Origin of the sequence: Halomonas sp. CKK8 (assembly GCF_029625235.1) — a bacterium.
GTDB lineage: Bacteria > Pseudomonadota > Gammaproteobacteria > Pseudomonadales > Halomonadaceae > Halomonas > Halomonas ventosae.
Map to the genome: position 1 here is coordinate 321463 of NZ_CP121193.1, position 22418 is coordinate 343880.

21 protein-coding genes are annotated in these 22418 nt (G+C 66.1%); 12 read left to right on the top strand and 9 right to left on the bottom strand.

Going from position 1 to position 22418, the window contains the following annotated elements:
• Nucleotides 1–93: 93 nt before the first annotated feature.
• Genes P8934_RS01550 through P8934_RS01580 form a run of 7 tightly spaced genes read right to left on the bottom strand, consistent with a single transcriptional unit; the run spans nt 94 to nt 7579 of the window.
• Nucleotides 94–1020, bottom strand: a complete 927-nt coding sequence (locus tag P8934_RS01550; protein ID WP_278032601.1) for an FAD-binding protein — start codon at nt 1018–1020, stop codon at nt 94–96.
• A complete protein-coding gene (locus P8934_RS01555) occupies nt 1017–1769 on the bottom strand; it encodes an electron transfer flavoprotein subunit beta/FixA family protein (protein WP_278032602.1) in 753 nt (250 codons plus the stop codon). Before P8934_RS01555 ends, P8934_RS01550 begins: the two co-directional genes overlap by 4 nt.
• 31 nt (nt 1770–1800) lie before the next feature.
• Entirely contained in the window at nt 1801–3588 is a 1788-nt protein-coding gene (locus P8934_RS01560; RefSeq protein ID WP_278032603.1) for an acyl-CoA dehydrogenase, read from the bottom strand.
• Between the two features lie 29 nt (nt 3589–3617).
• Entirely contained in the window at nt 3618–4400 is a 783-nt protein-coding gene (locus tag P8934_RS01565) for a 3-hydroxyacyl-CoA dehydrogenase (RefSeq protein WP_278032604.1), read from the bottom strand.
• 26 nt (nt 4401–4426) lie between these two features.
• Entirely contained in the window at nt 4427–5197 is a 771-nt protein-coding gene (locus tag P8934_RS01570; RefSeq protein ID WP_278032605.1) for a crotonase/enoyl-CoA hydratase family protein, read from the bottom strand.
• Nucleotides 5198–5212: 15 nt separating this feature from the next.
• On the bottom strand, nt 5213–7078 hold the full coding sequence (locus P8934_RS01575; protein ID WP_278032606.1) for a feruloyl-CoA synthase: 1866 nt from the start codon (nt 7076–7078) through the stop codon (nt 5213–5215).
• A 54-nt stretch (nt 7079–7132) separates the two neighbouring features.
• Complete coding sequence (locus P8934_RS01580) at nt 7133–7579, bottom strand: thioesterase family protein (RefSeq protein WP_278032607.1); 447 nt, start codon at nt 7577–7579, stop codon at nt 7133–7135.
• 623 nt (nt 7580–8202) lie between these two features.
• On the opposite strand from P8934_RS01580, the gene P8934_RS01585 reads away from it, so the two are divergent.
• From P8934_RS01585 to P8934_RS01595, 3 genes are read left to right on the top strand one after another with little or no spacing between them, the layout of a single operon-like run.
• Nucleotides 8203–9231 carry a TRAP transporter substrate-binding protein gene (locus tag P8934_RS01585; RefSeq protein ID WP_278032608.1) on the top strand — a complete coding sequence of 343 codons (1029 nt, stop codon included), beginning with the start codon at nt 8203–8205 and terminating at the stop codon, nt 9229–9231.
• Between the two features lie 6 nt (nt 9232–9237).
• Nucleotides 9238–9765 carry a TRAP transporter small permease subunit gene (locus tag P8934_RS01590; protein WP_278032609.1) on the top strand — a complete coding sequence of 176 codons (528 nt, stop codon included), beginning with the start codon at nt 9238–9240 and terminating at the stop codon, nt 9763–9765.
• Nucleotide 9766: 1 nt separating this feature from the next.
• Nucleotides 9767–11056, top strand: coding sequence for a TRAP transporter large permease (locus P8934_RS01595; RefSeq protein ID WP_278033984.1), 1290 nt, complete (start codon nt 9767–9769; stop codon nt 11054–11056).
• A gap of 63 nt (nt 11057–11119) precedes the next feature.
• Here P8934_RS01595 and P8934_RS01600 read toward each other — a convergent pair whose 3' ends face one another.
• The gene (locus P8934_RS01600) at nt 11120–12019 is read right to left on the bottom strand and encodes a helix-turn-helix domain-containing protein (RefSeq protein ID WP_278032610.1); all 900 of its coding nucleotides are present in this window, start codon (nt 12017–12019) and stop codon (nt 11120–11122) included.
• A 160-nt stretch (nt 12020–12179) separates the two neighbouring features.
• On the opposite strand from P8934_RS01600, the gene pobA reads away from it, so the two are divergent.
• Nucleotides 12180–13364, top strand: coding sequence for a 4-hydroxybenzoate 3-monooxygenase (gene pobA / locus P8934_RS01605; protein ID WP_278032611.1), 1185 nt, complete (start codon nt 12180–12182; stop codon nt 13362–13364).
• Nucleotides 13365–13467: 103 nt separating this feature from the next.
• Here the strand turns inward: pobA and P8934_RS01610 are convergent, their stop codons facing one another.
• Nucleotides 13468–14370: a LysR family transcriptional regulator gene (locus P8934_RS01610; RefSeq protein ID WP_278032612.1), complete on the bottom strand. Its 903-nt coding sequence runs from the start codon at nt 14368–14370 to the stop codon at nt 13468–13470.
• A gap of 106 nt (nt 14371–14476) precedes the next feature.
• Between P8934_RS01610 and P8934_RS01615 the strand changes: the two genes are divergently transcribed.
• From P8934_RS01615 to P8934_RS01650, 8 genes are all read left to right on the top strand, one after another.
• Nucleotides 14477–15595, top strand: a complete 1119-nt coding sequence (locus P8934_RS01615; RefSeq protein ID WP_278032613.1) for a muconate/chloromuconate family cycloisomerase — start codon at nt 14477–14479, stop codon at nt 15593–15595.
• A 77-nt stretch (nt 15596–15672) separates the two neighbouring features.
• Nucleotides 15673–15963, top strand: a complete 291-nt coding sequence (gene catC, locus P8934_RS01620; protein ID WP_278032614.1) for a muconolactone Delta-isomerase — start codon at nt 15673–15675, stop codon at nt 15961–15963.
• Nucleotides 15964–16031: 68 nt separating this feature from the next.
• The gene (catA, locus tag P8934_RS01625) at nt 16032–17006 is read left to right on the top strand and encodes a catechol 1,2-dioxygenase (protein WP_278032615.1); all 975 of its coding nucleotides are present in this window, start codon (nt 16032–16034) and stop codon (nt 17004–17006) included.
• A 79-nt stretch (nt 17007–17085) separates the two neighbouring features.
• Nucleotides 17086–18453, top strand: a complete 1368-nt coding sequence (locus P8934_RS01630; protein WP_278032616.1) for a Rieske 2Fe-2S domain-containing protein — start codon at nt 17086–17088, stop codon at nt 18451–18453.
• A gap of 31 nt (nt 18454–18484) precedes the next feature.
• Nucleotides 18485–18973 (top strand): benzoate 1,2-dioxygenase small subunit, encoded by a 489-nt coding sequence (gene benB, locus P8934_RS01635; RefSeq protein WP_278032617.1) that lies wholly within the window; start codon nt 18485–18487, stop codon nt 18971–18973.
• A 24-nt stretch (nt 18974–18997) separates the two neighbouring features.
• Nucleotides 18998–20044, top strand: a complete 1047-nt coding sequence (gene benC / locus P8934_RS01640) for a benzoate 1,2-dioxygenase electron transfer component BenC (RefSeq protein WP_278032618.1) — start codon at nt 18998–19000, stop codon at nt 20042–20044.
• The gene (gene benD, locus P8934_RS01645) at nt 20041–20820 is read left to right on the top strand and encodes a benzoate diol dehydrogenase BenD (protein ID WP_278032619.1); all 780 of its coding nucleotides are present in this window, start codon (nt 20041–20043) and stop codon (nt 20818–20820) included. The genes benC and benD overlap by 4 nt, the downstream gene beginning before the upstream one ends.
• Before the next feature lie 129 nt (nt 20821–20949).
• Nucleotides 20950–22191 carry a benzoate/H(+) symporter BenE family transporter gene (locus P8934_RS01650; protein ID WP_278032620.1) on the top strand — a complete coding sequence of 414 codons (1242 nt, stop codon included), beginning with the start codon at nt 20950–20952 and terminating at the stop codon, nt 22189–22191.
• The last annotated feature ends 227 nt before the right edge of the window (nt 22192–22418 follow it).

The following is a 22418-nucleotide window of genomic DNA, read 5'->3' on the forward strand; positions in this document are numbered from 1 at the left end:
ACACCTTGCTCTCGAGCTCCGGCAGGGTCTGGAAGAGATCCGCCACCAGGCCGCTGACTGTCGAGAGCGCGACCTGGAAGACCCCGACCTTCCTCACAGCTTGCTATCGAGCTCCGGCAGGGCCTCGAAGAGATCCGCCACCAGGCCGTAATCGGCCACCTGAAAGATCGGCGCCTCCTCGTCCTTGTTGATGGCGACGATCACCTTGGAGTCCTTCATGCCGGCCAGGTGCTGGATGGCACCCGAGATGCCCACGGCGATATAGAGGTCCGGGGCGACGATCTTGCCGGTCTGGCCCACCTGCATGTCGTTGGGCACGAAGCCGGCGTCCACCGCGGCGCGGGAGGCACCGATGGCCGCGCCCAGCTTGTCGGCGATGCCGTCGAGGAGCTTGAAGTTGTCGCCGTTGCCCATGCCGCGGCCACCGGAGATCACCACCTTGGCGGCGCCCAGTTCGGGGCGGTCGGACTGGGCCAGCGCCTCCTTGATAAAGGTGGACTGGGTGTTGTCGGCGACGACGTCCACGGCCTCCACGCTGGCGCTCCCCCCCTCGCCCACGGCATCGAAGCCGGTGGTGCGCACGGTGATCACCTTCAGCGCGTCCTCGCTCTGCACCGTGGCGATGGCGTTGCCGGCGTAGATCGGGCGCTTGAAGGTATCCGCGGACTCGACGGCGGTGACCTCGGAGATCTGCGCCACGTCCTTGAGCGCGGCGACCCGCGGCAGCACGTTCTTGCCGGTGGTGGAGGCCACCGCCAGCACGTGACTGTAGTCGGCGGCGAGTTCTGCGATCAGCGCCGCGGTGGGCTCGGCGAGCAGGTGGGCGTAGGCGGCGTTGTCGGCCACGCGGACCCGGCTGACGCCGTCGAGCTTGGCCGCGGCCTCGGCGATGGCGGAGACACCCTCACCTGCCACCAGCACATCCATATCGCCGCCGATGGCCTTGGCCGCGGCGACCACATGGGCGGTGGCGCCGGCCAGGGCGCCGTCGTGATGTTCGGCCAGAACCAGAATGCTCATGAAATCACCTTCGCCTCGTTCTTGAGTTTGTCGACCAGCTCGTCCACCGAGCCCACCTTGACGCCGCCCTGGCGCTCGGCCGGCGGCTCGACCTTGAGCAGCTTGACCTTCGAGGCCACCTCGATGCCGAGCTCCGCCGGGGTCTTGACGTCCATCGGCTTCTTCTTGGCCTTCATGATGTCGGGCAGCTTGGCGTAGCGCGGCTCGTTGAGGCGCAAATCCGTCGTCACGATTGCCGGCAGCGAAAGCTCGATGGTCTGCAGGCCGCCGTCGATCTCGCGGGTCACCTGGGCCTTGTCGTTGTCGATGACGACCTCCGAGGCGAAGGTGCCCTGGGGCAGCCCGGTCAGGGCGGCGAGCATCTGGCCGGTCTGGTTGTTGTCGGTGTCGATGGCCTGCTTGCCGAGGATCACCAGACCCGGCTGCTCCTCCTCGACCAGCTTGGCCAGCGCCTTGGCGGCCCCCAGCGACTCGACGCGCTCGTCGGTCTCGACGTGGATGGCGCGGTCGGCGCCCAGCGCCAGGGCGGTACGCAGCTGCTCCTGGGCGGCCTTGGGGCCGACGGTCACGGCGACCACCTCGGTGGCCACGCCCTTTTCCTTCAGGCGCACCGCCTCTTCCACGGCGATCTCGCAGAAGGGGTTCATGGCCATCTTGACGTTGGTCAGGTCGACGTCGCTATTGTCCGGCTTGACCCGGATCTTGACGTTGTAATCGATGACGCGTTTGACCGCGACGAGGACTTTCATGGGCGTCTCCTGTGAAGGGGGAAAAGGTGGCTCAGAGCCCGGCCTCGGGGAAGTGGGCCAGCACCCGGCCACCGTCACGCACGGCTCGGGCGTGGGACGCCGCTTCAGGCGCCACGCTGGCCATATAGAAGCGGGCGAGGGCGATGACGCTGTCCAGGTAGTCGGGGTCGCCTTCGCCGGCATCGCGCTGGCGTTGTGCGGCCTGGGCGGCGCGCACCAGCTGCCAGCCGCCGACGACCGTGCCCAGCTGATAGAGCAGGGGGACCGCACCGCCGTAGAGGGCGGCGGTCTGCTCCTTGCCCTGGGCGAGTAGCCAGTCGGTGGTCGCGGCCAGCCCCTCGAGCATTTCCTCCAGGCCCTCTGCCAACTCCGCCAGGCGCGAGTCCTCTCGGGCCGCTCGGGCAATGGCGCGCATGTCGTCCAGCAGTTCGCGCAGCGTCGCGCCCTTCTCGCGCAGGATCTTGCGGCCCAGCAGGTCGTTGGCCTGGATGCCGGTGGTGCCCTCGTAGATGGTGATGATGCGGGCGTCGCGGAACAGCTGGGCGACACCGGTCTCCTCGACGAAGCCCATGCCGCCAAACACCTGAATGGCCTCGTCGCACAGCTCGTTGCCGACCTCGGTGCACCAGCCCTTGGCCACCGGCATCAAGAGGTCGACGAAGCGGCGGTGCTTGTCGGCCACCTCGGCGTCCGGGTGGTGGTGGGCGATGTCGAACCAGCCGGCGGCGGAGTAGAGGAAGGTACGCATGGCCAGCAGCCGCGCGCGCATGCCCACCAGCATGCGCTTGACGTCCGGGTGGTAAAGGATCGGCTGTCCCGCCTCGCCGCTGACGATATTGCGGCCCTGAACGCGCTCCCGGGCGTAGTCCAGCGCCGACTGGTAGGCCCGCTCACCCAGCGCCACGCCCTGCACGCCGACCCCGAAACGGGCCTCGTTCATCATGATGAACATGGTCTTGAGGCCCTGGTGGGGCTCGCCGATCAGGTAGCCGACGGCGCCCTCGGTGTCACCGAAGCTCAGCGTGCAGGTAGGGCTGCCGTGGATGCCCATCTTGTGCTCGATAGAGATGCAGCGTACGTCATTCTTCTCGCCGGGATTTCCGTCCGCATCCAGGCGGTACTTGGGCACCAGGAACAGCGACAGGCCCTTGACCCCCTCGGGGGCATCGGGCAGCCGGGCCAGCACCAGGTGCACGATGTTGGGCGTGAGCTCGTGCTCGCCGTAGGAGATGTAGATCTTCTGCCCGAAGAGGCGGTAGGCGCCGTCCTCGGCGGGTTCGGCGCGCATGCGAGTGGCAGCCAGGTCCGAGCCGGCCTGGGGCTCGGTGAGGTTCATGGTGGCCGCCCATTCGCCGCTGACGATCTTTGCAAGCCAGGTGGCCTTTTGCTCCTCATTGGCGGCGATCAGCAGGGCCTCGGCCTGGCCGACGTTGAGCTGCGGCAGCATGGTGAAGGCCATGTTGCTGGAGAACCACATCTCCCACACCGGGGTGGAGACCAGCTTGGGCAGGCCCTGGCCGCCGAACTCCGGCGGCAGCGACAGCCCCAGCCAGCCCGCCTCGCGGAACTGGTCGTAGGTGGCCTGCCAGGCTTGGGGGACGATAACCCGCTCGCCCTCCAGGCGGCATCCCTCCAGGTCGCCCTGGTGGTTGGTCGGGGCCATCACCCCACTGGCGAACTTGCCGGCCTCCTCGAGGATGGCCGCCACCAGGTCGGGGGAAGCGTCCTCGCAGTCGGGCAGCGCGGCCACATCATCGAGGCCGGCGAGCTCGCCGAGAATGAACTGCATGTCGCGCAATGGCGCCTGGTAATCGATCATGGGGCATCCTCAAACGGAGAGTGGGCGGCTTAGCGCGGTGCCATGCGAATCGCGCCGTCGAGTCGAATGGTCTCGCCATTCATCATCACGTTGTCGACGATCTGGCAGGCCAGGCGCGCGAACTCGTCGGGCCGGCCCAGGCGATTGGGGAAGGGGATCGACGCGGCCAGCGACTGCTGGACCTCCTCGGGCAGCGTCTCCATCAGCGGTGTCTGGAAGAGCCCCGGGGCGATGGTCATCACGCGGATGCCGTGGCGCGCCAGCTCGCGGGCGATGGGCAGCGTCATGGCGACGATGCCGCCCTTGGACGCGGCATAGCCGGCCTGGCCGATCTGGCCATCGAAGGCGGCCACCGAGGCGGTGTTGACGATCACGCCGCGCTCGCCGTCGGCCTGGGGCTCGCCCTCGGACATGGCGGCGCTGGCCAGGCGGATCATGTTGAAGGTGCCGATCAGGTTGATCTGAACCGCCCGCGAGAAGGTGGCCAGCGGCTGCGGCCCCTGCTTGCCCAGTACCTTGGCGGGGTCGCCGATGCCGGCGCAGTTGACCAGCCCCTGCAGGCCGCCGAAGCGCGACACGGCAAGGTCCACCGCGGCCTGGGCGTCGGTCTCGTCGGTGACGTTGGTGCGCTGGAAGGCGGCGCGCTCACCCGAGCCCTGTGTATTCAGCTCGGCGGCCAGGGCCTCGCCGCGTTCGGCATTGAGGTCGGCGATCACTACCCGGGCGCCGGCGCCGTGCAGTTCGCGCACCGTGGCCTCGCCCAGGCCGGAGGCGCCGCCGGTGATGATGAAGGTGTTGTCCTGGAATTTCATGGCAAGTGCTCCTTGTGAGTGGCAGATCAGCGCCGCGGGCCCTGGCCCTTGCGCTCCAGAAACTCGCCGATACGGGCGACGACCTCGGGGCTGGTCTGGGTCAGGGCGGCGGTCAACGACTCGACGAACAGTCCGTCCTCGCTGGACATGTCGTCGATCCGCGAGATGGCAGAGACCATCGCCCAGTTGGCCATGGGGGCGTTCTCGGCGATGCGCTCGGCCAACTGGCGGGCCTTGTCGAGGCTCTCTCCCTCGTTGACCACATAGTGCGATAGCCCCAGGCGCTGGCCCTCCTCGGCCTCGATGATCCGCCCGGTGAGCATCATCTCGCACATGCGGTCGGGACCGATCAGGTTGGCCACCCGTACCGAGGCGCCACCGCCGACGAAGATGCCGTGACGGCCCTCGGGCAACTGGTAGATCGTGTTCGGCTCGGCGACGCGCACATGGGTGGCGCTGGCAAGCTCCAGGCCACCGCCGATCACCGCACCCTGCATCGCCGCGACCACCGGGATGCCGCCGTTCTGCAGGCGGTCGAAGATGCGGTGCCAGTTACGTGAGTGCTGCATCACCCCGAAGGGTTCGCGATGCTGGTGCTCGGAGAGGTCCAGGCCGGCACAGAAATGTTTGCCCTCGGCGGCGAGGATGATCACCCGGGTGCCGTCCGGGGTGGCCACCAGCGCCTCCTCCAGGGCCGCCAGCAAGCGGTCGCTGACGGCGTTGCGCTTCTGGGGGCGCGCCAGGGTGATGGTGTAGATGCTGTCATCCAGCGACGTCTTGACCAGTGTCTCGCTCATGGTGTCCTCGGCATGTCATTGGGGCAGGGTGATGACGCGCGGGTCCGGCGTCTCGGCATATAGCGCCTCGACCAGCTCGGCGCGGCGGTTCAGCACCATGCGCTGATTGATATAACCCTTGTCGGTGATCTCGCCGGCCTCCGCGGAGGGGGGCTCGCTCATCAGCAGGGCGCGTGTGGCATAGGTGGAGCTGCCGCCGCCCTGGGCCTTGAGGGCCGCGAGCCCCTCACGCACGTGCTCGATGATTTCCGGGCGTTCCACCAGTGTCTCCAGTGGGGTGTCAGCCGGCAGGTCCGGGCAGAGGCGGCGCCATTCTTCGGGGTGGGGGAAGATCAGTAAACCGATCTCGTCGCGGTCGTGGCCGGTCACCACGATGTCCTGACCGACCGGGGCGATGGCCTCGAGGCCGGCCATGCGCAGGCTTCCCACATGGACCCAGGTGCCGGTCAGTAACTTGAAGTCCTCGCCGACTCGGCCGTCAAACAGCAGCCCCAGCTCGGGGCGTGCGGGATCCACGAACTCCACGGCGTCGCCGATCATGTAGTAGCCCTCGTCGTCGAAGGCGCCGGCAGAGAGCTCCGCTTGCTTCCAGTAACCGGAGAAGACGTTGGGGCCCTTAACGCGAACCTCCAGCTTGTCGGCACCGGGCACCAGCTTGAGCGTGGTACCCGGGATCGGCACGCCGATCACTCCTGAACGGGTGGCGTTGAAATGGCAGTCGGTGCAGATCGGGGCGGTCTCGGTGGAGCCCCAGGACGAGACCACCATGATCTCCTGGCCGGTGGTGGCGTGGGCCATCTCCTCCAGCGCCGTCCACAGGTGGTGGGGCAGGGCGGCGGCGGCATAGAACACCAGCTTGAGACGGCTGAAGAACCCCTCGCGCAGGGTGTCGTCCTCGCGGAGTAGCGGCACCAGCATGTCGTAGGCACGTGGCACGCTGAAATAGAGGGTCGGTGAGACCTCCCTGAGGTTGCGCGCGGTCTTCTCGATCAACGCGGGTGTCGGCTTGCCGTCATCAAGATAGAGGGACCCGCCCCAGCGCAGGATCAGGTTGAAGTTGTGGTTGCCACCGAAGGTATGGCTCCAGGGCAGCCAGTCGAGCAGCACCGGCGGCTCCTCGGCGAGCATTGGCCAGACCTGCTCCTTGGCCTTCTGGTTGGAGCACAGCATGCGATGAGTGTTCGGGACCGCCTTGGGCACGCCTACCGAGCCTGAGGTGAACAGGAACTTGGCGATGGTGTCCGGGGTGATCGCATGGAAGGCTGCCATCACCGCCGCCTCGTCGCTCCTGGCCTCGGTGTCGGCGAACGCCACGCTGCCTGCCATGAGATCGCTGCTCTTACTGCCTGCCACCAGGGTGGCGTCATGCAGGTCGGCCACGGCTTCCAGCGCCGGGCGGAACTTCTCGATGGGATCGGCGTAGATCACGCCGGGACGCAGCAGCTCGATATTTCCCCTGAGCTTGGCGTAGTCTGTCGACATCAGGGAGTTGCCCGGCGAGATGGAGCTGGCGGGCACGCCGATATGCATCGCGGCAACCATCAGTAGCGCATGATCGATGCTGTTGTCCGACAGGATCATTACCGGTCGCTCAGTCGACAGCTCCTGGGTCAGCAGCCAGCTGGCGATGGCGATCACGCGTTGGCGGGCCTCGCCGTAGGTGATCCTCTGCCACTCATCGTCGGCACCGCGCTGGGCGAGCCAGGTGCGCTCGGGGGCCTCTCGGGCCCAGTGCTCGAGCCACTCGCCGACGCAGCGGGCGTAGTGATCGTCCAGCGAGATGGCGGACTGTAGCAGGATGCTGCCATCGTCCCGCTTGTCCATGAGGACACGCGGCTCGGCGAACATCGGCTTGTTGGCGGAGGCGGTGAAACCGTTCATGGTGACTCCTGTGGTTGCCTTGTTTTTGATGTGCTGGTCGTCAGGGACAGGGACTCAGTCGGTGCAACGACGCTGGTACGTTTCGATCCGGTGTCGTAGTTCTTGAGGGATCGAGATCTTGGTGAAGGAATTCAGGTCGTTGAAGCAGCATGTGAAGTGACCCGTAAAAGTGCGCTGATGCTCATGCTCACGAAGACCCGTAAGCCTGAGGCTCAAGGAGCTGTTGCCCAACCGCTCCACATCTACGCGGACAAGCAGCGTGTCGCGGGGGGTCAGAGGGGCATGGAAGTCCACTTCAGCATGCACGAAGGGGGAGCCGATGCCTTGATCCTGGCTCATGGAGAACCAGTCGAACTCGAAGACCTCGAGGAACCAGCCCTCGATAGATTCCATGCAGATATCGAAATAGTGCGCCGTGTACACGATGCCGGCGGCATCGGTGTCACCCCAGCGGATGGGGCGCCGATAGTGGAAAGGGGACTGCACCGGTGTGTCTTGCATAGGGCTGGCTCCGGTGTGACGAGGGATGGTCTCGCCGAAGGATTATTGTGGTGTCGTGGATGCGGAGGCTTGTGATGCCCGGCTGCGGTGGGCATCATCGTGCTGACAGAAATGCACTATAATGCATATCTGTGGAGTGGCAAGCCGAGCATGGGTACGCCTTTAGTAGAAGATCATTGTTAAAATCAAAGAAAACAGTGCTCTGCTTGGAGGCGTCTAGCCAGTCCGGTAGGGTTCCGATAATGCATTATCGTGCACTTTTGTGTGTAAGGTGCGCTCGACATCATCTTCCCTGAATGCTCTGTGGCGTCAGGAGGGCGTCAGTATGCGAGTCGTGAGTACCAGAAGAAGAGACCGATGTGGCTAGGCGGGGGCGGGATGGGCTGGCCCCTGTACTTGGCATAGGGGCAGCGGCGGTCTCGACGTGGGGTTCCCTCCCTGTCGGGATAGGCCGCGGAAGTAAAACCCAGGCGAGGGGGCAGCGGCCGGCAGGCAGGCGCCCAGCTAAGACCAAAGTCGTTTTACGTTATCGCCGGGGTGGTTTACCTTCCACCTATGGCGCGAACCCATGTTCACTATGCGAACATCGGTACAAAAACGACTAAGAACACCGGAGGATCACGATGAAGACCAAGTTCACCGCCTGCCTGCTGGCCGCGTCCATCGCCGGCCTGGGCGCCGCTTCTGCCCAGTCGGCCACCACCCTGCGCATGGCCCACTTCTGGCCGGGCGCCTCGGGCGTCAACCAGGAGATCTTCGAGGCGTGGGCGGCCACCCTCGAGGAGGAGTCCGATGGTGAGCTCCGGGTCGAGATGTTCCCCTCCGGCACCCTGGCCAAGCCCGACTCCATCTACGAGGCGGCGGCCAACGGCATCGCCGATATCGGGGCCACCGCCCAGGGCTATACCGCCGGGCGCTTCCCGCTGTCGCAGATCGTCGAACTTCCCGGGGTGGCGACCACGGCGACCCAGGGTGCCTGCGTGCTGCAGACCCTGTATGACGAGGGGCACCTGGAGAGCGAATATGAGGACACCCGTCCACTGTTCTTCTTTACCACCGGCCCCGGGGGCATCCATACCATCGACACCGATGTGCAGGTGCCGTCCGACCTCGAGGGGTTGCGCATCCGTCGCCCCACCGCGGTGGCGGGGGAAATGCTCGAGAACATGGGGGCGAGCCCCGTGGGCATGCCGGCCCCGGACATCTATACCGCCATGCAACGCGGCGTGATCGATGGCCTGAGCTTTCCCTGGGAGGGGCTGAAGGGCTTCCGCATCAACGAGCTGGTCGAGTACCACACCGAGGTGCCGTTCTACACCCTGATCTTCGTGGCCACCATGAACCAGCGCGCCTATGACAACCTGAGCCCCGAACAGCAGGCGGTGATCGACGCCAACGCCGGCATGAAGTGGGCCGGGAATGCCGGCGAGGTGTTCGACCGCCTGGACGTGGAAGGCAAGCAGGAGGCCAGGGACGCCGGCCACACCATCCGCGAGATCGAGGAACCGCTTTCGCATCAGGACTGGCAGAAGCCGCTTCAGGACGGCATCGAGAGCTACCTGACCCGGCTCGAGGAGCGCGGCCTGCCGGGTCGAGAGGTCTACGAGGCGGCGCTCGCCGCCAGCGAGTCATGTGCCACCGAGCAGGGGTAAGGGGGCATGCAGTCCACCCTGGAACGGGCCAGCCAGTGGCTGGCCCTATTGTGCAAGCTCGTCGCGGGCATCGCCCTGGTGGCGCTGCTGGGGGTGACCATCGCCGACGTCGGCACCCGCTATCTCTACCGGGTCACCGAGGGGGCCATCGCCCTGCGCGTCTCCGGCAGCGTGGAGCTGGTCAGCTATCTGATGCTCTTCTCCCTGCTGGCGGCCATGGCCGCCAACGTGGAGAGGAGCCAGGTGGTGGTGGAGGCCTTCTCCCATGGCCTGTCGCCCGGTATCAAGAACCGCCTGCATGGCGTCTACCTGCTGGGGTTCACGGCACTCGGCCTGATTCTCTTCCTCGGCCTGCTGGACTCCGCCAGTGCGGCGGCCCGCCATGGCGAGGTGACCCAGGACCTGCGGATTCCCATGGGGCCCATCTACCATGCGGCCGCCGTGCTCAGCCTGCTGCTGGGACTGCGCAGCCTGGTCCATGCCGTGCTGAGTGCCGTCTTCGGTGCCGAGGGGGAGGTCTCCAGTGGGGATTGATCTGTCGAGTGAGATGATCGGGGCCATCGGCCTGGGCCTGCTGCTGGTGCTGATGGTGCTGCGGGTACCGGTGGCGCTGACCATGCTGATCGTCGGGGTGGTGGGCTTCGCCCAGGTGATCAGCTGGAGCGCGGCCATCGCCCAGCTCAAGACCGTGCCGGTGGAGGTGCTCTCCAACTACAGCTTCAGCGCCGTGCCGATGTTCATCCTGATGGGGGTGCTGGCGGCGCACTCCGGCATGGCCGGCAAGCTGTTCCTCTCGGCACGCACCATCTGTGGTGGCTGGAAGGGCGGGTTGGCTATCGCGGCCGTGGGCTCTTGCGGGATCTTCTCGGCGATCTCCGGCTCGTCGCTGGCCACTGCCAGCACCATGACCCGGGTCGCCCTGCCGGAGATGGAGCGCTACGGCTATAACCGCGGCCTGGCCACCGGCGCATTGGCGGCCGGCGGCACCCTGGGGATCATGATCCCGCCCTCCATCGCGCTGCTGATCTACGCCATCCTCACCGAACAGTCGGTGGGCGACATGTTCATGGCCGGCCTGGTGCCGGGGCTGATGGGACTGGTGATGTATGCGCTCACGGTGACCGTGGTGATGCGCCTCAAGCCCTCGCTGGCGGTGGCCGGCGAGCCGACGTCATGGCGAGAGAAGCTGGCCTCGATGACCGGCCTGGTGCCCTTCTTCGCGGTCTTCCTGGTGATGATCCTGGGCATCTACTTCGGCGCCTTCACCCCCACCGAGGGGGCCAGCGTCGGCGCCTTCGCCACCCTGCTCTACGCCCTCGCCAAGGGCATGCGCGGGGCCGAGCTGTGGCGCAGCGTGCAGGAGACCCTGGCGCTCTCCGCGGTGGTGTTCTTCATGCTGGTGGGGGCCGAGACCCTGGGCTACTTCATCTCGGTATCGCGGATCTCCTTCTCGATCACCGACTTCCTCTACGGTATGGAGCTGGCGCCGATCGTGGTGGTGCTGTGCATCCTGCTGCTCTACTTCGTGCTGGGGATGTTCATGGACGCGATCGCCATGCTGGTGATCACGGTGCCGGTGGTGTTCCCGATCATCCAGTCGCTGGGCATCGACCCGGTATGGTTCGGCATCATCACCGTGCTGACCGTGGAATTGGGGCTGATCACCCCGCCGGTGGGCATGAACGTCTTCGTGATCAAGGCCATGGCGCCCCACGTGGGGCTAGGCGAGATCTTCAGGGGCGTCGCGCCCTTCATCGTCTCGGACTTCCTGCGCCTGGCGCTGCTGATCGCCTTCCCGGTGCTGACCACCCTGTTCCTGCTCTGAGCGGCATCCGCCGGCTGCCTTGACGGTGCCCCCGACGCCATGGCGTTCGGAGGCGCCGTCGTATCAAGGGTAGGCCTCCGGCTGGCGCCGGCGGAAGTCCCGGGGCGAGAGGCCGGTGAGTCGCTTGAAGAAGCGGGTGAAGTAGGCGGGTTCCGAGAAGCCCAGGCTGTCGGCGACCTGGCCGATGGTCATGTTGGTGTAGGTGAGCTGGCGCTTGGCCTCGAGCAGCAGGCGCTCATGGAGCAGCTGCAGGGCGCTGCGGTCGGCCAGTCGCCGGCACAGCAGGTTGAGGTGGGCGCTGGTCATGCCCAGCTGCTCGGCGAACCGCTCGATGCTGGGCTGCTGGCGAAACTGCTTCTCGATCAACGCCTGGTAGTTCTGCAGATGGGCCAGCCCTCGCTGCCTGGGCTGGGGGAGTCGGGCGCTGCCGACGGCAGTCGGCCGCTCCGCGAGGCGCGAGATCTCGATGAACAGTGCCTCGGCGAACGCCTCCAGCAACCGCTCGCGGCCGGGGGCAGGGTGGCGATACTCCTCCCCGAGCTGATCCACCAGGGTGGCGATACGCCCGGCCTGCCGGGTTCCCTCGAGAGGGTGTGCGGTGGCCCGTGACAGCACCTCGGCCTGGCCGCCCAGGCGCTCCTCCAGCCGCTCGGCCAAGGGGCTTGCCAGCGTGATGATATGCCCCTGGGTATCCGGCGAGAAATGGAAGCCATGAATGCTCATGGCAGGCACCACGATGACCAGGGGGGCATCATGGGCGTGCAGGCTCCCCTCCAGCTCCAGGCTGACGCGACCCGAGGAGAGGTGGAGCAGGTGAAGCAGGTCGGTATGGCGATGGGGGTGGATCTTCCAGTCGTGCAGCCGGCTGCGTTCGGGAATCGATTCCCAGTGGAGCAGGTCCGGCGTCGGCCAGTGGCGCGTCTCGCCATACAGCTTGAAGACGGGAACGGCAGTGGTGGACATGGGGCCTCCGGTCAGCGCTTTACGACTAAAGTCGGCCATGGGTATTGAGATTGTCCAATTAACTCTGCCGATATTGCCTTATATGGGCGTGGATTTCAGTGAAAAATACAATCCACATAGCGAACAGATGTTCACCATTGCCTGACAACGGAGTCTCCCCATGAAGACACAGGTCGCGATCATCGGCGCCGGCCCCTCGGGCCTGCTGCTCGGCCAGCTGCTCAGCCGCCAGGGCATCGACAACGTCATCCTCGAGCGCAAGTCCGGCGAGTACGTGCTGAGCCGTATCCGTGCCGGCGTGCTGGAGCAGGGCATGGTCGACCTGCTGCGCGAGGCGGGTGTCGACAAGCGCATGGACGAGGAGGGCGAAGTCCACGACGGCGTCGAGCTGGCCCTGGACAATCGCCGCGTGCGCGTCGACCTGGCCGGGCTCACCGGCGGCAAGACGGTGATGGTCTACGGCCAGACCGAGGTGACCCGCGACCTGATGGAGGCTCGCGAGGCCGCAGGGGGCACGACCCTCTACGAGGCGGATAACGTCCAGCCCCATGACCTCGAGACCGACCGCCCCTATGTCACCTTCGAGAGGGATGGCGAGACCCATCGCCTGGAGTGCGACTACGTAGCCGGCTGTGATGGCTTCCACGGCATCTCGCGCAAGTCGATCCCCGAGGGGCGCATCAAGGAGTTCGAGAAGGTCTACCCCTTCGGCTGGCTGGGCCTGCTCGCCGACACCCCGCCGGTGGCCGAGGAGCTGATCTATGCCCGTCACGAGCGTGGCTTCGCCCTGTGCAGCATGCGTTCCTCGACCCGCAGCCGCTATTACATCCAGGTGGGCCTGGACGAGAAGGTGGAAGAGTGGTCCGACGAGCGCTTCTGGGAGGAGCTCAAGCGCCGCATCCCCGATGAGGTAGCCGAGAAGCTAGTGACCGGGCCCTCCATCGAGAAGAGCATCGCGCCGCTGCGCAGCTTCGTGGTCGAGCCCATGCAGTACGGGCGCCTCTTCCTGGTGGGGGACGCCGCGCATATCGTGCCGCCCACCGGCGCCAAGGGGCTCAACCTGGCCGCCAGCGACGTTAACACCCTCTACCGGCTGATGGTCAAGGTCTACCAGGAGGGACGCACCGACCTGATCCCCAACTACTCCGAGACCTGCCTCAAGCGCATCTGGAAGGCCGAGCGCTTCTCCTGGTGGATGACCTCCATGCTGCACAAGTTCTCCGAGGAGGAGGACTTCGCCACCCGCATGCAGCAGGCCGAACTGGACTACGTGACCAGCTCCGAGGCGGGGCTGACCACCATCGCCGAGAACTACGTGGGGCTGCCCTACGAGTCGCTGGAGTAGCGCGACCCTTCGCCAGCATCACCTCGAGACCCGGGCCCGGTGGCCCGGGTCCTTTCGTGGGCGGTCACCGGCGGCCGGGCCTCGCCGGCATGGTGCCGGCGCCTCAGGGATAGCGGCCGCTGCGGCGGTTCTCCACCAGTACCTCGAGGATGGCGTTGGCCTCCTGCATCACCGGGGAGGGGGCTTCCCCGCGGCGGCGGCTGCAGATGACGGGCGTGGTGATGCTGCTGTCGGCGAGGTAGACATAGCTGATGCCGTCGCGCTGCACGCGGCGCACCTGCTCCGGCACCAGGCTGATGCCGATATCCGAGGCCACCAGGCCCAGCGCCGTCTGCAGCTCGTTGGCCTCCTGCACCACCTCCACCTTCAGCGCCTGGCGGCGGAAGAGCCCGAGTACCATGTCGGCCATGCTGGGGCGTGGCTTGGCGGGAAACAGGATCAGCGGGTAGCGGGCGAGCTGCTCGAGGGTCGGGGTGGTGCCTTCCAGCGGGTGGCCGGTCGGCACCACCGCCATCAGTGGCTCGTCGAACAGCACCTCCTGTTCCACGTCCGGGTCGTCGATCCTGAGGCGACCGAAGCCCATGTCGATACGACCCGCCTTCAGGGCCTGGATCTGCTGCACCGTGGTCAGCTCGGCCAGGCTCAGTTCGACATTATCCTTTTGTCGTAAGTCGCGGACCAGCAGCGGCAGCTGGCCATAGAACACCGACGGCACGAAGCCGATGCCGAACATGACGCGCTTGCTGCGGGCCATGCGCCGGGTGGCCTCCAGGGTGGCGTCCACCTTCTCGAGTATCTGGATGGCGTGCTGCCGGAAGAACTGCCCGGTGGTGGTCAGGCGCAGACCACGGGAGCCGCGCTCGAACAGTTCGGCCCCGACCTCCTTCTCCAACTGCTTGATCTGACGGGATAAAGGCGGCTGTGACATGTGCAGCCGCTCGGCGGCACAGGTGAGGTTCAGCTCCTCGGCGACCACGCAGAAGTACCTGAGGTGGCGCAGTTCCATGATACCTCCTGGGTATGGCAGGGCACCCAAACAATATTGGTTCGGTCTTCCCGCTGCAATCAAACTGCCATGCAATCACCAGATTCCCGGACTTCGGAGCCCCCCCATGTCACCCGTGATTCAAAGCATCGAGACGCTGCTGGTCGACCTGCCGACCATCCGCCCGCACAAGCTCTCCATGACCACCATGGCCTGCCAGACCATGGTCATCGTGCGGATGCGTCACAGCGATGGCATCGAGGGCCTCGGCGAGGGCACCACCATCGGCGGGCTGGCCTATGGCCCCGAGAGTCCCGAAAGCATCAAGACCAACATCGACACCTACCTGGCGCCGCTGCTGGTCGGCCAGCCCTCGGGCAACGTCCATGCATTGCGTGCCCGGCTGAACCGCCATGCCCGCGGCAACGCCATCGCCAAATCGGCGCTGGAGACCGCGCTGCTCGACGCCCAGGGCAAGCGCCTGGGCCTCTCCGTGGCCGATCTGCTGGGCGGCGCCCGCCAGACCCACCTGCCGGTGCTCTGGACCCTGGCCAGTGGCGATACCCGCAAGGACATCGACGAGGCCCTGTTGCGCCTCGAGCAGCGTCGCCACTGCGACTTCAAGCTGAAGATCGGCGCCAACCCGGTGGACCAGGACGTGCGCCACGTGGCCGCCATCAAGGAGGCCCTGGGTGACCGGGCAAGCGTGCGGGTCGACGTCAACCAGGCCTGGGACGAGCCCACCGCGGTGCGCGGCATCCAGGCGCTGCAGGACGCGGGCATCGAGCTGATCGAGCAGGCCATTCCCGCCCGCGAGCATGCCGGCCTGATTCGCCTGGCCAACCGCTTCAACGTGCCGATGCTGGCCGACGAGGCGGTGCAGGACGCCCGCGACGGGCTCGACCTGGTGGCGGGCGGCTTCAGCGGCGCCTTCGCCCTCAAGATCGCCAAGTCCGGCGGGCTGCACGGCGTGCTGGAGCTGGCCCATGTGGCCCAGGCCGCCGGCATCGGCCTCTACGGCGGCACCCTGCTCGAGGGCACCATCGGCACCGCCGCCTCGCTGCACGCCTGGGCGACACAGGACGAGATGGCCTGGGGCACCGAGATGTTCGGCCCGCTGCTGCTCAAGGACGACATCGTCGCCGAGCCGCTCAACTACCGCGAGTTCGGTGTCGACCTGCCCCTGGGCGCGGGGCTCGGCATCACCCTGGACGAAGACAAGCTGGCCCACTACGCGCGCCCGTAGGTCCGCCGGCATTTCGCCCGGACCGGGGTCGCCATCAATCGTTATCGGGCCAGTCCCGAAGAGAGGAGGAGAACATCATGCTGTTTCAGGTGGAAATGACCGTCAAGCTGCCGCCGTCCATGCCGGCCGAGCAGGCCGCCGAGATCAAGGCGACCGAGAAGGCCTACTCCCAGGAGCTGCAGCGCTCCGGCAAGTGGCGTCATCTGTGGCGCGTGGCCGGCAGCTACTCGAACGTCAGCATCTTCGACGTCGAGGACAACGCCGAGTTGCAGGAGCTGGTCAGCAATCTGCCGCTCTTTCCCTACATGGAGATCAGCGTCAAGCCGCTGTGCCGCCACCCGTCCTCCATCCGTGATGACGACACCTGAGTCGCGGTAGAAACACGCCAGTTCCCGCCAGCGGGTCAGCAGCAGATAACGATCGAGGATAACCGACCATGACCGTGAAGATTTTCGACACCCCCGAAGTGCAGGACTTTCTGAAGACCGTCGCCGGCTTCGACCAGGAAGGCGGCAACGAGCGCGCCAAGCAGATCATGCATCGCCTGCTCTCCGACCTGTTCAAGCTGATCGATGACTTCGACGTCAGCGAGGAGGAGTACTGGTCCGCCGTCAACCTGCTCAACGCCCTGGGCAGCCAGACCCAGTTCGGCCTGCTCTCGCCGGGCCTGGGCTTCGACCACTTCCTCGACATGCGTCAGGACGCGGCCGACGCCGAGGCCCAGCGCACCGGCGGCACCCCGCGCACCATCGAGGGCCCGCTCTACGTGGCCGGCGCCCCGGAAGCCGAGGGCTTCGCGCGCATGGACGACGGCCAGGACACGGACGGCGAGGCCATGTGGCTGACCGGCCAGGTGCGTGACGTCGATGGCACCCCGATTCCCGGCGCCAAGGTCGAGATCTGGCACGCCAACTCCAAGGGCGGCTACTCGTTCTTCGACACGACCCAGAGCGAGTACAACCTGCGCCGCACCATCTACACCGACAGCGAAGGCCGCTACACCGCGCGCAGCATCATCCCCTCCGGCTACGGCGTGCCGGAAGGTGCCCCCACCGACGTGGTGCTCAAGTCCCTGGGTCGTCACGGCGAGCGTCCGGCGCATATCCACTACTTCGTCTCCGCGCCGGGCCATCAGCACCTGACCACCCAGATCAACCTGGCCGGCGACCCCTACACCTTCGATGACTTCGCCTTCGCCACCCGCGAGGAGCTGGTGGTGCCGGCCAAGCGCATCGAAGAGCAGGGCGAGATCGCCAAGCGCGAGATGGACGGTCCCTTCTCCGAGGTGGTGTTCGACGTCGAGCTGTCCAAGACCGACAAGCCCGAGCTGCAGCACCGCCATGCGCGCCCGCGGGCCAAGGAAGACGAGCAGGACCAGGCCAGCCAGCTGGCCGGCACCGCCAAGGTCTAAATCGGCACACACTCCCTTGACTTCGGTGAGCCCCCTGGACCCACCGGACCAATACGACAAGATACCGAGGATCTGGATCATGACCAGCAAGCTTGACCAACTCGAAGAGCGCGTCCGCGGCGCCGTCGTCGACGACGCCGACAACGGCATCTTCCGCTGCCACCGCAGCATGTTCACCGACCGCGACTTCTTCGACCTGGAGATGAAGCACATCTTCGAGGGCAACTGGCTGTTCCTGGCCCACGAGAGCCAGGTCAGCGAGCCGGGCGACTACGTCACCGTGACCATGGGCCGCCAACCGGTGGTGATCACCCGCGACAAGCAGGGCGAGCTGCACGGCCTGATCAACGCCTGCGCCCACCGCGGCGCCACCCTGTGCCGTCGCAAGCAGGGCAACAAGGGCACCTTCACCTGCCCCTTCCACGGCTGGACCTTCAAGAACGACGGCACGCTGCTCAAGGCCAAGAACGAGAAGAACGGCGCCTACCCGGATAGCTTCAAGCAGGAGGGCTCCCACGACCTCACACGCCTGCCACGCTTCGAGAACTACAAGGGCTTCTTGTTCGGCAGCCTAAGCGACGACGTTCAGCTGCTGGAAGACTACCTGGGCGAGACCACCAAGATCATCGACAACATCGTCGACCAGGCGCCGGAAGGCCTGGAGATCCTGCGCGGCACCTCGTCGTACACCTACACCGGCAACTGGAAGCTGCAGGCCGAGAACGGCGCCGACGGCTACCACGTGAGCTCGGTGCACTGGAACTACGCCTCGACCATGGAGCGGCGCAACTACGACGCCGGCGGTACCAAGGCGGTGGACGCCGACGGCTGGTCGAAGAGCCAGGGCGGCTTCTACTCCTACGAGAACGGCCACATGATGCTGTGGACCCGGCTGCTCAACCCCGAGGTGCGCCCGGTCTACAGCAACAAGGAGTGGATCGAGAAGGAGCTGGGCGAGGCGCGGGCCGACTCCATCGTCAACCAGACCCGCAACCTCTGCCTCTACCCCAACGTCTACCTGATGGACCAGTTCTCCACGCAGATCCGCGTGCTGCGTCCGCTCGCCGTGGACAAGACCGAGGTCACCATCTACTGCTTCGCGCCCAAGGGCGAGTCCGCGGAGAACCGCCGGGTGCGCATTCGCCAGTACGAGGACTTCTTCAACGTCTCGGGCATGGGCACGCCGGACGACCTCGAGGAGTTCCGTGCCTGCCAGGAGGGCTACAACGGCGCGCTTTCCGAGTGGAGCGACCTGTCGCGCGGCGCCAAGCAGTGGATCGAGGGCGCCGACGAGAACGCCCAGGCGATCGGCATGAAGCCGCTGCTCAGCGGGGCCTCCCCGGAAGACGAGGGCCTCTACGTGCTGCACCACAAGCACTGGGTCGACGAGATGCTGCGCGCCATCGACAAGGAACGCAGCCAGTTTATCGCCACCGCGTCCGCCTAAGCGACCCGCGACCTGTCAAGGGAGAGAGACCATGAGCATCAGCTATCACGACATCCAGGCCTTCCTGTACCGCGAGGCGCGCCTGCTCGACGACCGCCAGTGGGACGAGTGGCTCGAGTGCTACAGCAAGGACGCGGTGTTCTGGATGCCGGCCTGGGACGACGACGACCAGCTGACCCGGGATCCGAACGCCGAGATCTCGCTGATCTACTACCCGAACCGCGAAGGGCTCGAGGACCGGGTCTACCGGATCAAGACCGAGCGCAGCGGGGCGAGCACGCCGGAGCCGCGAACCACCCACCAGATCACCAACCTCGAGGTGCTCGAGGAGGACGGTGACCGGGTGGAACTGCGCTTCAACTGGCACACGCTCGTCCACCGCTACAAGAAGACCGACAGCTTCTTTGGTGCCTGTTTCTACACCCTGGACGTATCGGGGGAGACGCCGCTGATCACGAAGAAGACGGTGGTGCTGAACAACGACTATATCCACCAGGTCATCGACATCTATCACATCTGACCCGGTGCGGGAGGAGATTCGACCATGAGCTACACCATTGCCCTCAACTTCGAGGACGGCGTCACCCGCTTCATCGGCTGCAAGGAAGGGGAGACGGTCCTCGACGCCGCCTATCGACAGAAGGTCAACCTGCCCATGGACTGCTCCGACGGCGTCTGCGGCACCTGCAAGGGACACTGTGAGCAGGGCGAATTCGACATGGGGGATGAGTACCTGGAAGAGGCGCTCTCCGACGAGGAGGCCGCCGAAGGCCAGGTGCTGACCTGCCAGATGGTGCCGTCCTCCGACTGCGTGATCCAGGTACCCGTCGCCTCCGCCCTGTGCAAGACCGCGGTGGGAAAGCTCGAAGGGACCCTGGCCGTGGTCGAACAGCTCTCCGAGGACAGCATCGAACTGGGGGTGGACCTGGACGACGAGGCCGCGCTGGCCTTCCTGCCGGGGCAGTACATCCACATCGATGTGCCCGGGACCGAGGCGCATCGCTCCTACTCCTTCAGCTCCAAGCCGGGGGATCGGCGTGCGACCTTCCTGATCCGCAACATCCCCAACGGGGTGATGAGCGGCTACCTGACCGAGCGCGCCAAGGTCGGGGACCGGCTAGCCCTGACCGGCCCGATGGGCAGCTTCTACCTGCGCGAGGTCACGCGTCCGGTGCTGATGCTGGCCGGCGGCACGGGCCTGGCGCCCTTCCTCTCCATGCTCGAGCTGTTGGTGCAGAAGAAGGCGGAAGGGACGTCCAGTGAGCATGAGCAGCCGATCCACCTGATCTACGGCGTCAACAAGGACGACCACCTGGTCAAGGTCGATGCCCTGGAGCACTTCGCGAAGGAGTTGCCGAACTTCACTTACTCCACCGTGGTGGTGGATGAGGGAAGCGACCATTCACGCAAGGGCTACGTGACCCACCACATGGATGCCGAGGTGATGCATGACGGCGATATCGACGTCTACCTGTGCGGCCCGCCGCCCATGGTCGATGCCGTGCTCAAGCACTTCGACAAGGAGGGCATTGTGCCGCAGAGCTTCCACTACGAGAAGTTCACACCCAACGAGGCGGGGGGCAAGGCATGAGTCGCTTCACCGATAAGGTCATGGTAATCACCGGTGCCGCCCAGGGGATCGGGCGGCGAGTCGCCGAGCGGGCCGGTGCCGAGTGCGCCCGCCTGGCTCTGGTGGATCGTTCCGACCTGATCCATGACGTGGTGGCCGAGCTTGGCGAACAGGGCGTGGACGCCATCGCCCTGCAGGCCGACCTGGAGACCTGGGAAGGGGCCGAGGAGGTGATGAACCGCTCGCTTGAGCACTTCGGCCGGATCGATATCCTGATCAACAACGTGGGCGGTGCGATTAACTTCAAACCGTTCACCGAGTTCAGCGAGACCGAGATCGCCGCTGAGATCACCCGCTCGCTGATGCCGACGCTGTGGTGCTGTCGTGCGGTGTTGCCGACCATGGTGGAGCAGGGCGGTGGCGTCATCGTCAACGTCTCCTCGGCGGCGACCCGCGGTATCCACCGGATTCCCTACTCGGCGGCCAAGGGTGGCGTCAACGCCATGACGGCGTCCCTGGCCTTCGAATATGCCGAGCATGGCATCCGGGTCGTGGCCACCGCCCCCGGTGGCACCGAGGCACCGCCGCGCAAGATCTCCCGGGGCACGCCGGAGCCGCGCAACGAGCAGGAGCAGGCCTGGTTCCAGGCGCATATCGACCAGACCAAGCAGAGCTGCCTGATGGGCCGCTACGGCACCCTGGACGAGATGGCCGCGCCGATCCTGTTCATGGCCTCCAGTGACGCCAGCTACATCACCGGCAGCGTCCTGCCCGTGGCCGGCGGTGACCTCGGCTAGCTGCCTCTTTTCCAGGTGGCTCCCTCCGTGGAGCGTCCGGGCCCGAACCTCGTCGCCCCCTGGCATTTCCAGGGGGCTCCGGCGTAGCGCTCTTCCCATGTCAACGACAACAATCCCCTGGAGCACATCGTGAAACACATCGAGAAGGGGGTGGGCTTCAAGCACCTCCCCACGGACTTCATCCGCGACCTGTCGCCTGACAATGTCAGCGCCGGCCTGGTCGCCGGGATCTTCGGCCTCAGCGCCGGGGTCATCCACATCAGCGCCGGCACGGCCGCGGGCCTCGACCCATCCTTCATCATGGTCTGGGTGATCAGCTACTTCGTGATCAACGGCATCTTCGGCCTGCTGGTGCCCGCCTACTATCGGCTGCCCCTGCCGATGGCCAACTCGATCCCGGGGGCGCTGCTCTTCGCGGCGGTGATTCCCCAGGTGGGGCTGGGGCCGGCCCTGGGGGCGACGCTGATCGCCGGTGCGATCTCGCTGGTCGCCGGCCTGGCCGGGATGATGAGCATGGTCATGCGGCTGATTCCGATGCCTATCGTCATGGGCATGGTCGCCGGTATTCTGCTCAAGTTCGGCACCAACATGGTCTCGCCGCTGGAGAACGCCATTCTGCCGGCGTCGATCATGATCCTGACCTTCTTCTTCTCGGCACGCTTGTTCCGGCGAATTCCGCCACTCATCGTCTCCATGGCGGCCGGCATCCTCTACCTGATGGCGACCGGCGTCGACCTGTCGGGAATCGAGTTCTCGATCACCTTCCCGGCGTTCGTCTTGCCCGAGTTCACCATGGGAGCCTTCCTGGCCTACGGGCTGCCCCTGGCCCTGATCCTGGTCGGCATGGAGACTCCCGCCGGCGTGGGGCTGGTCAAGGGCATGGGCTACAAGGAGGTGCCTGCTAACGGCATCACCGCGGTGAACGGCTTTGCCACCATGATCTCGGCCTTCTTCAATCTCCACAGCACCTGCATCGCGGCGCCGATGACCGGCATCTGCGCTTCGCCGGAAGCCGGCCACCAGGATCGGCGCTGGGTGGCGGCGGTGATCGCCGGGGCGATCTTCGTGATCTGCGGCCCCTTCTATGGCTACTTCTTCGACCTGATCAAGGCCATGCCGGGCTACTTCATCGCCATCGTCGCCGGTTTGGCGCTGATGCGGGTCCTGACGTCGGCCCTGTCGATGGCCTTCGCGGGCAGGAAGCACACCATGGGGGCACTCTTTTCCTTCCTCATCGCCACGTCTGGCCTGCAGATCCTCGAGATCGGCGCCTCCTTCTGGGCGCTGGTGCTGGGCGTGGCGATCTCGCTGATCTTCGAGACCAAGGACTTCGAGTTCATCAAGCAGATCGCGCATGAACCTTCGGCGTGACGGTCGGGGGGCCTGCGCCCCCTGATCCCTCGCCAGGCTGCTGCTGTTTCCTCCTTGGTCCGTGACTGCTTCTGCAGCGCGGGCCTTTTTTGCCCGGTCGCCTCCCGCCCCCAGCGTGCCGACCTCTTATCCTTTTGTCTCAACCTTCGCTCCCCTGGAAGCTTGAACCGGCGTTAAGCAAGCCGCACCGGCCGCGGCAGGCACCGTCGGCGGTGGCGCATTCCCGG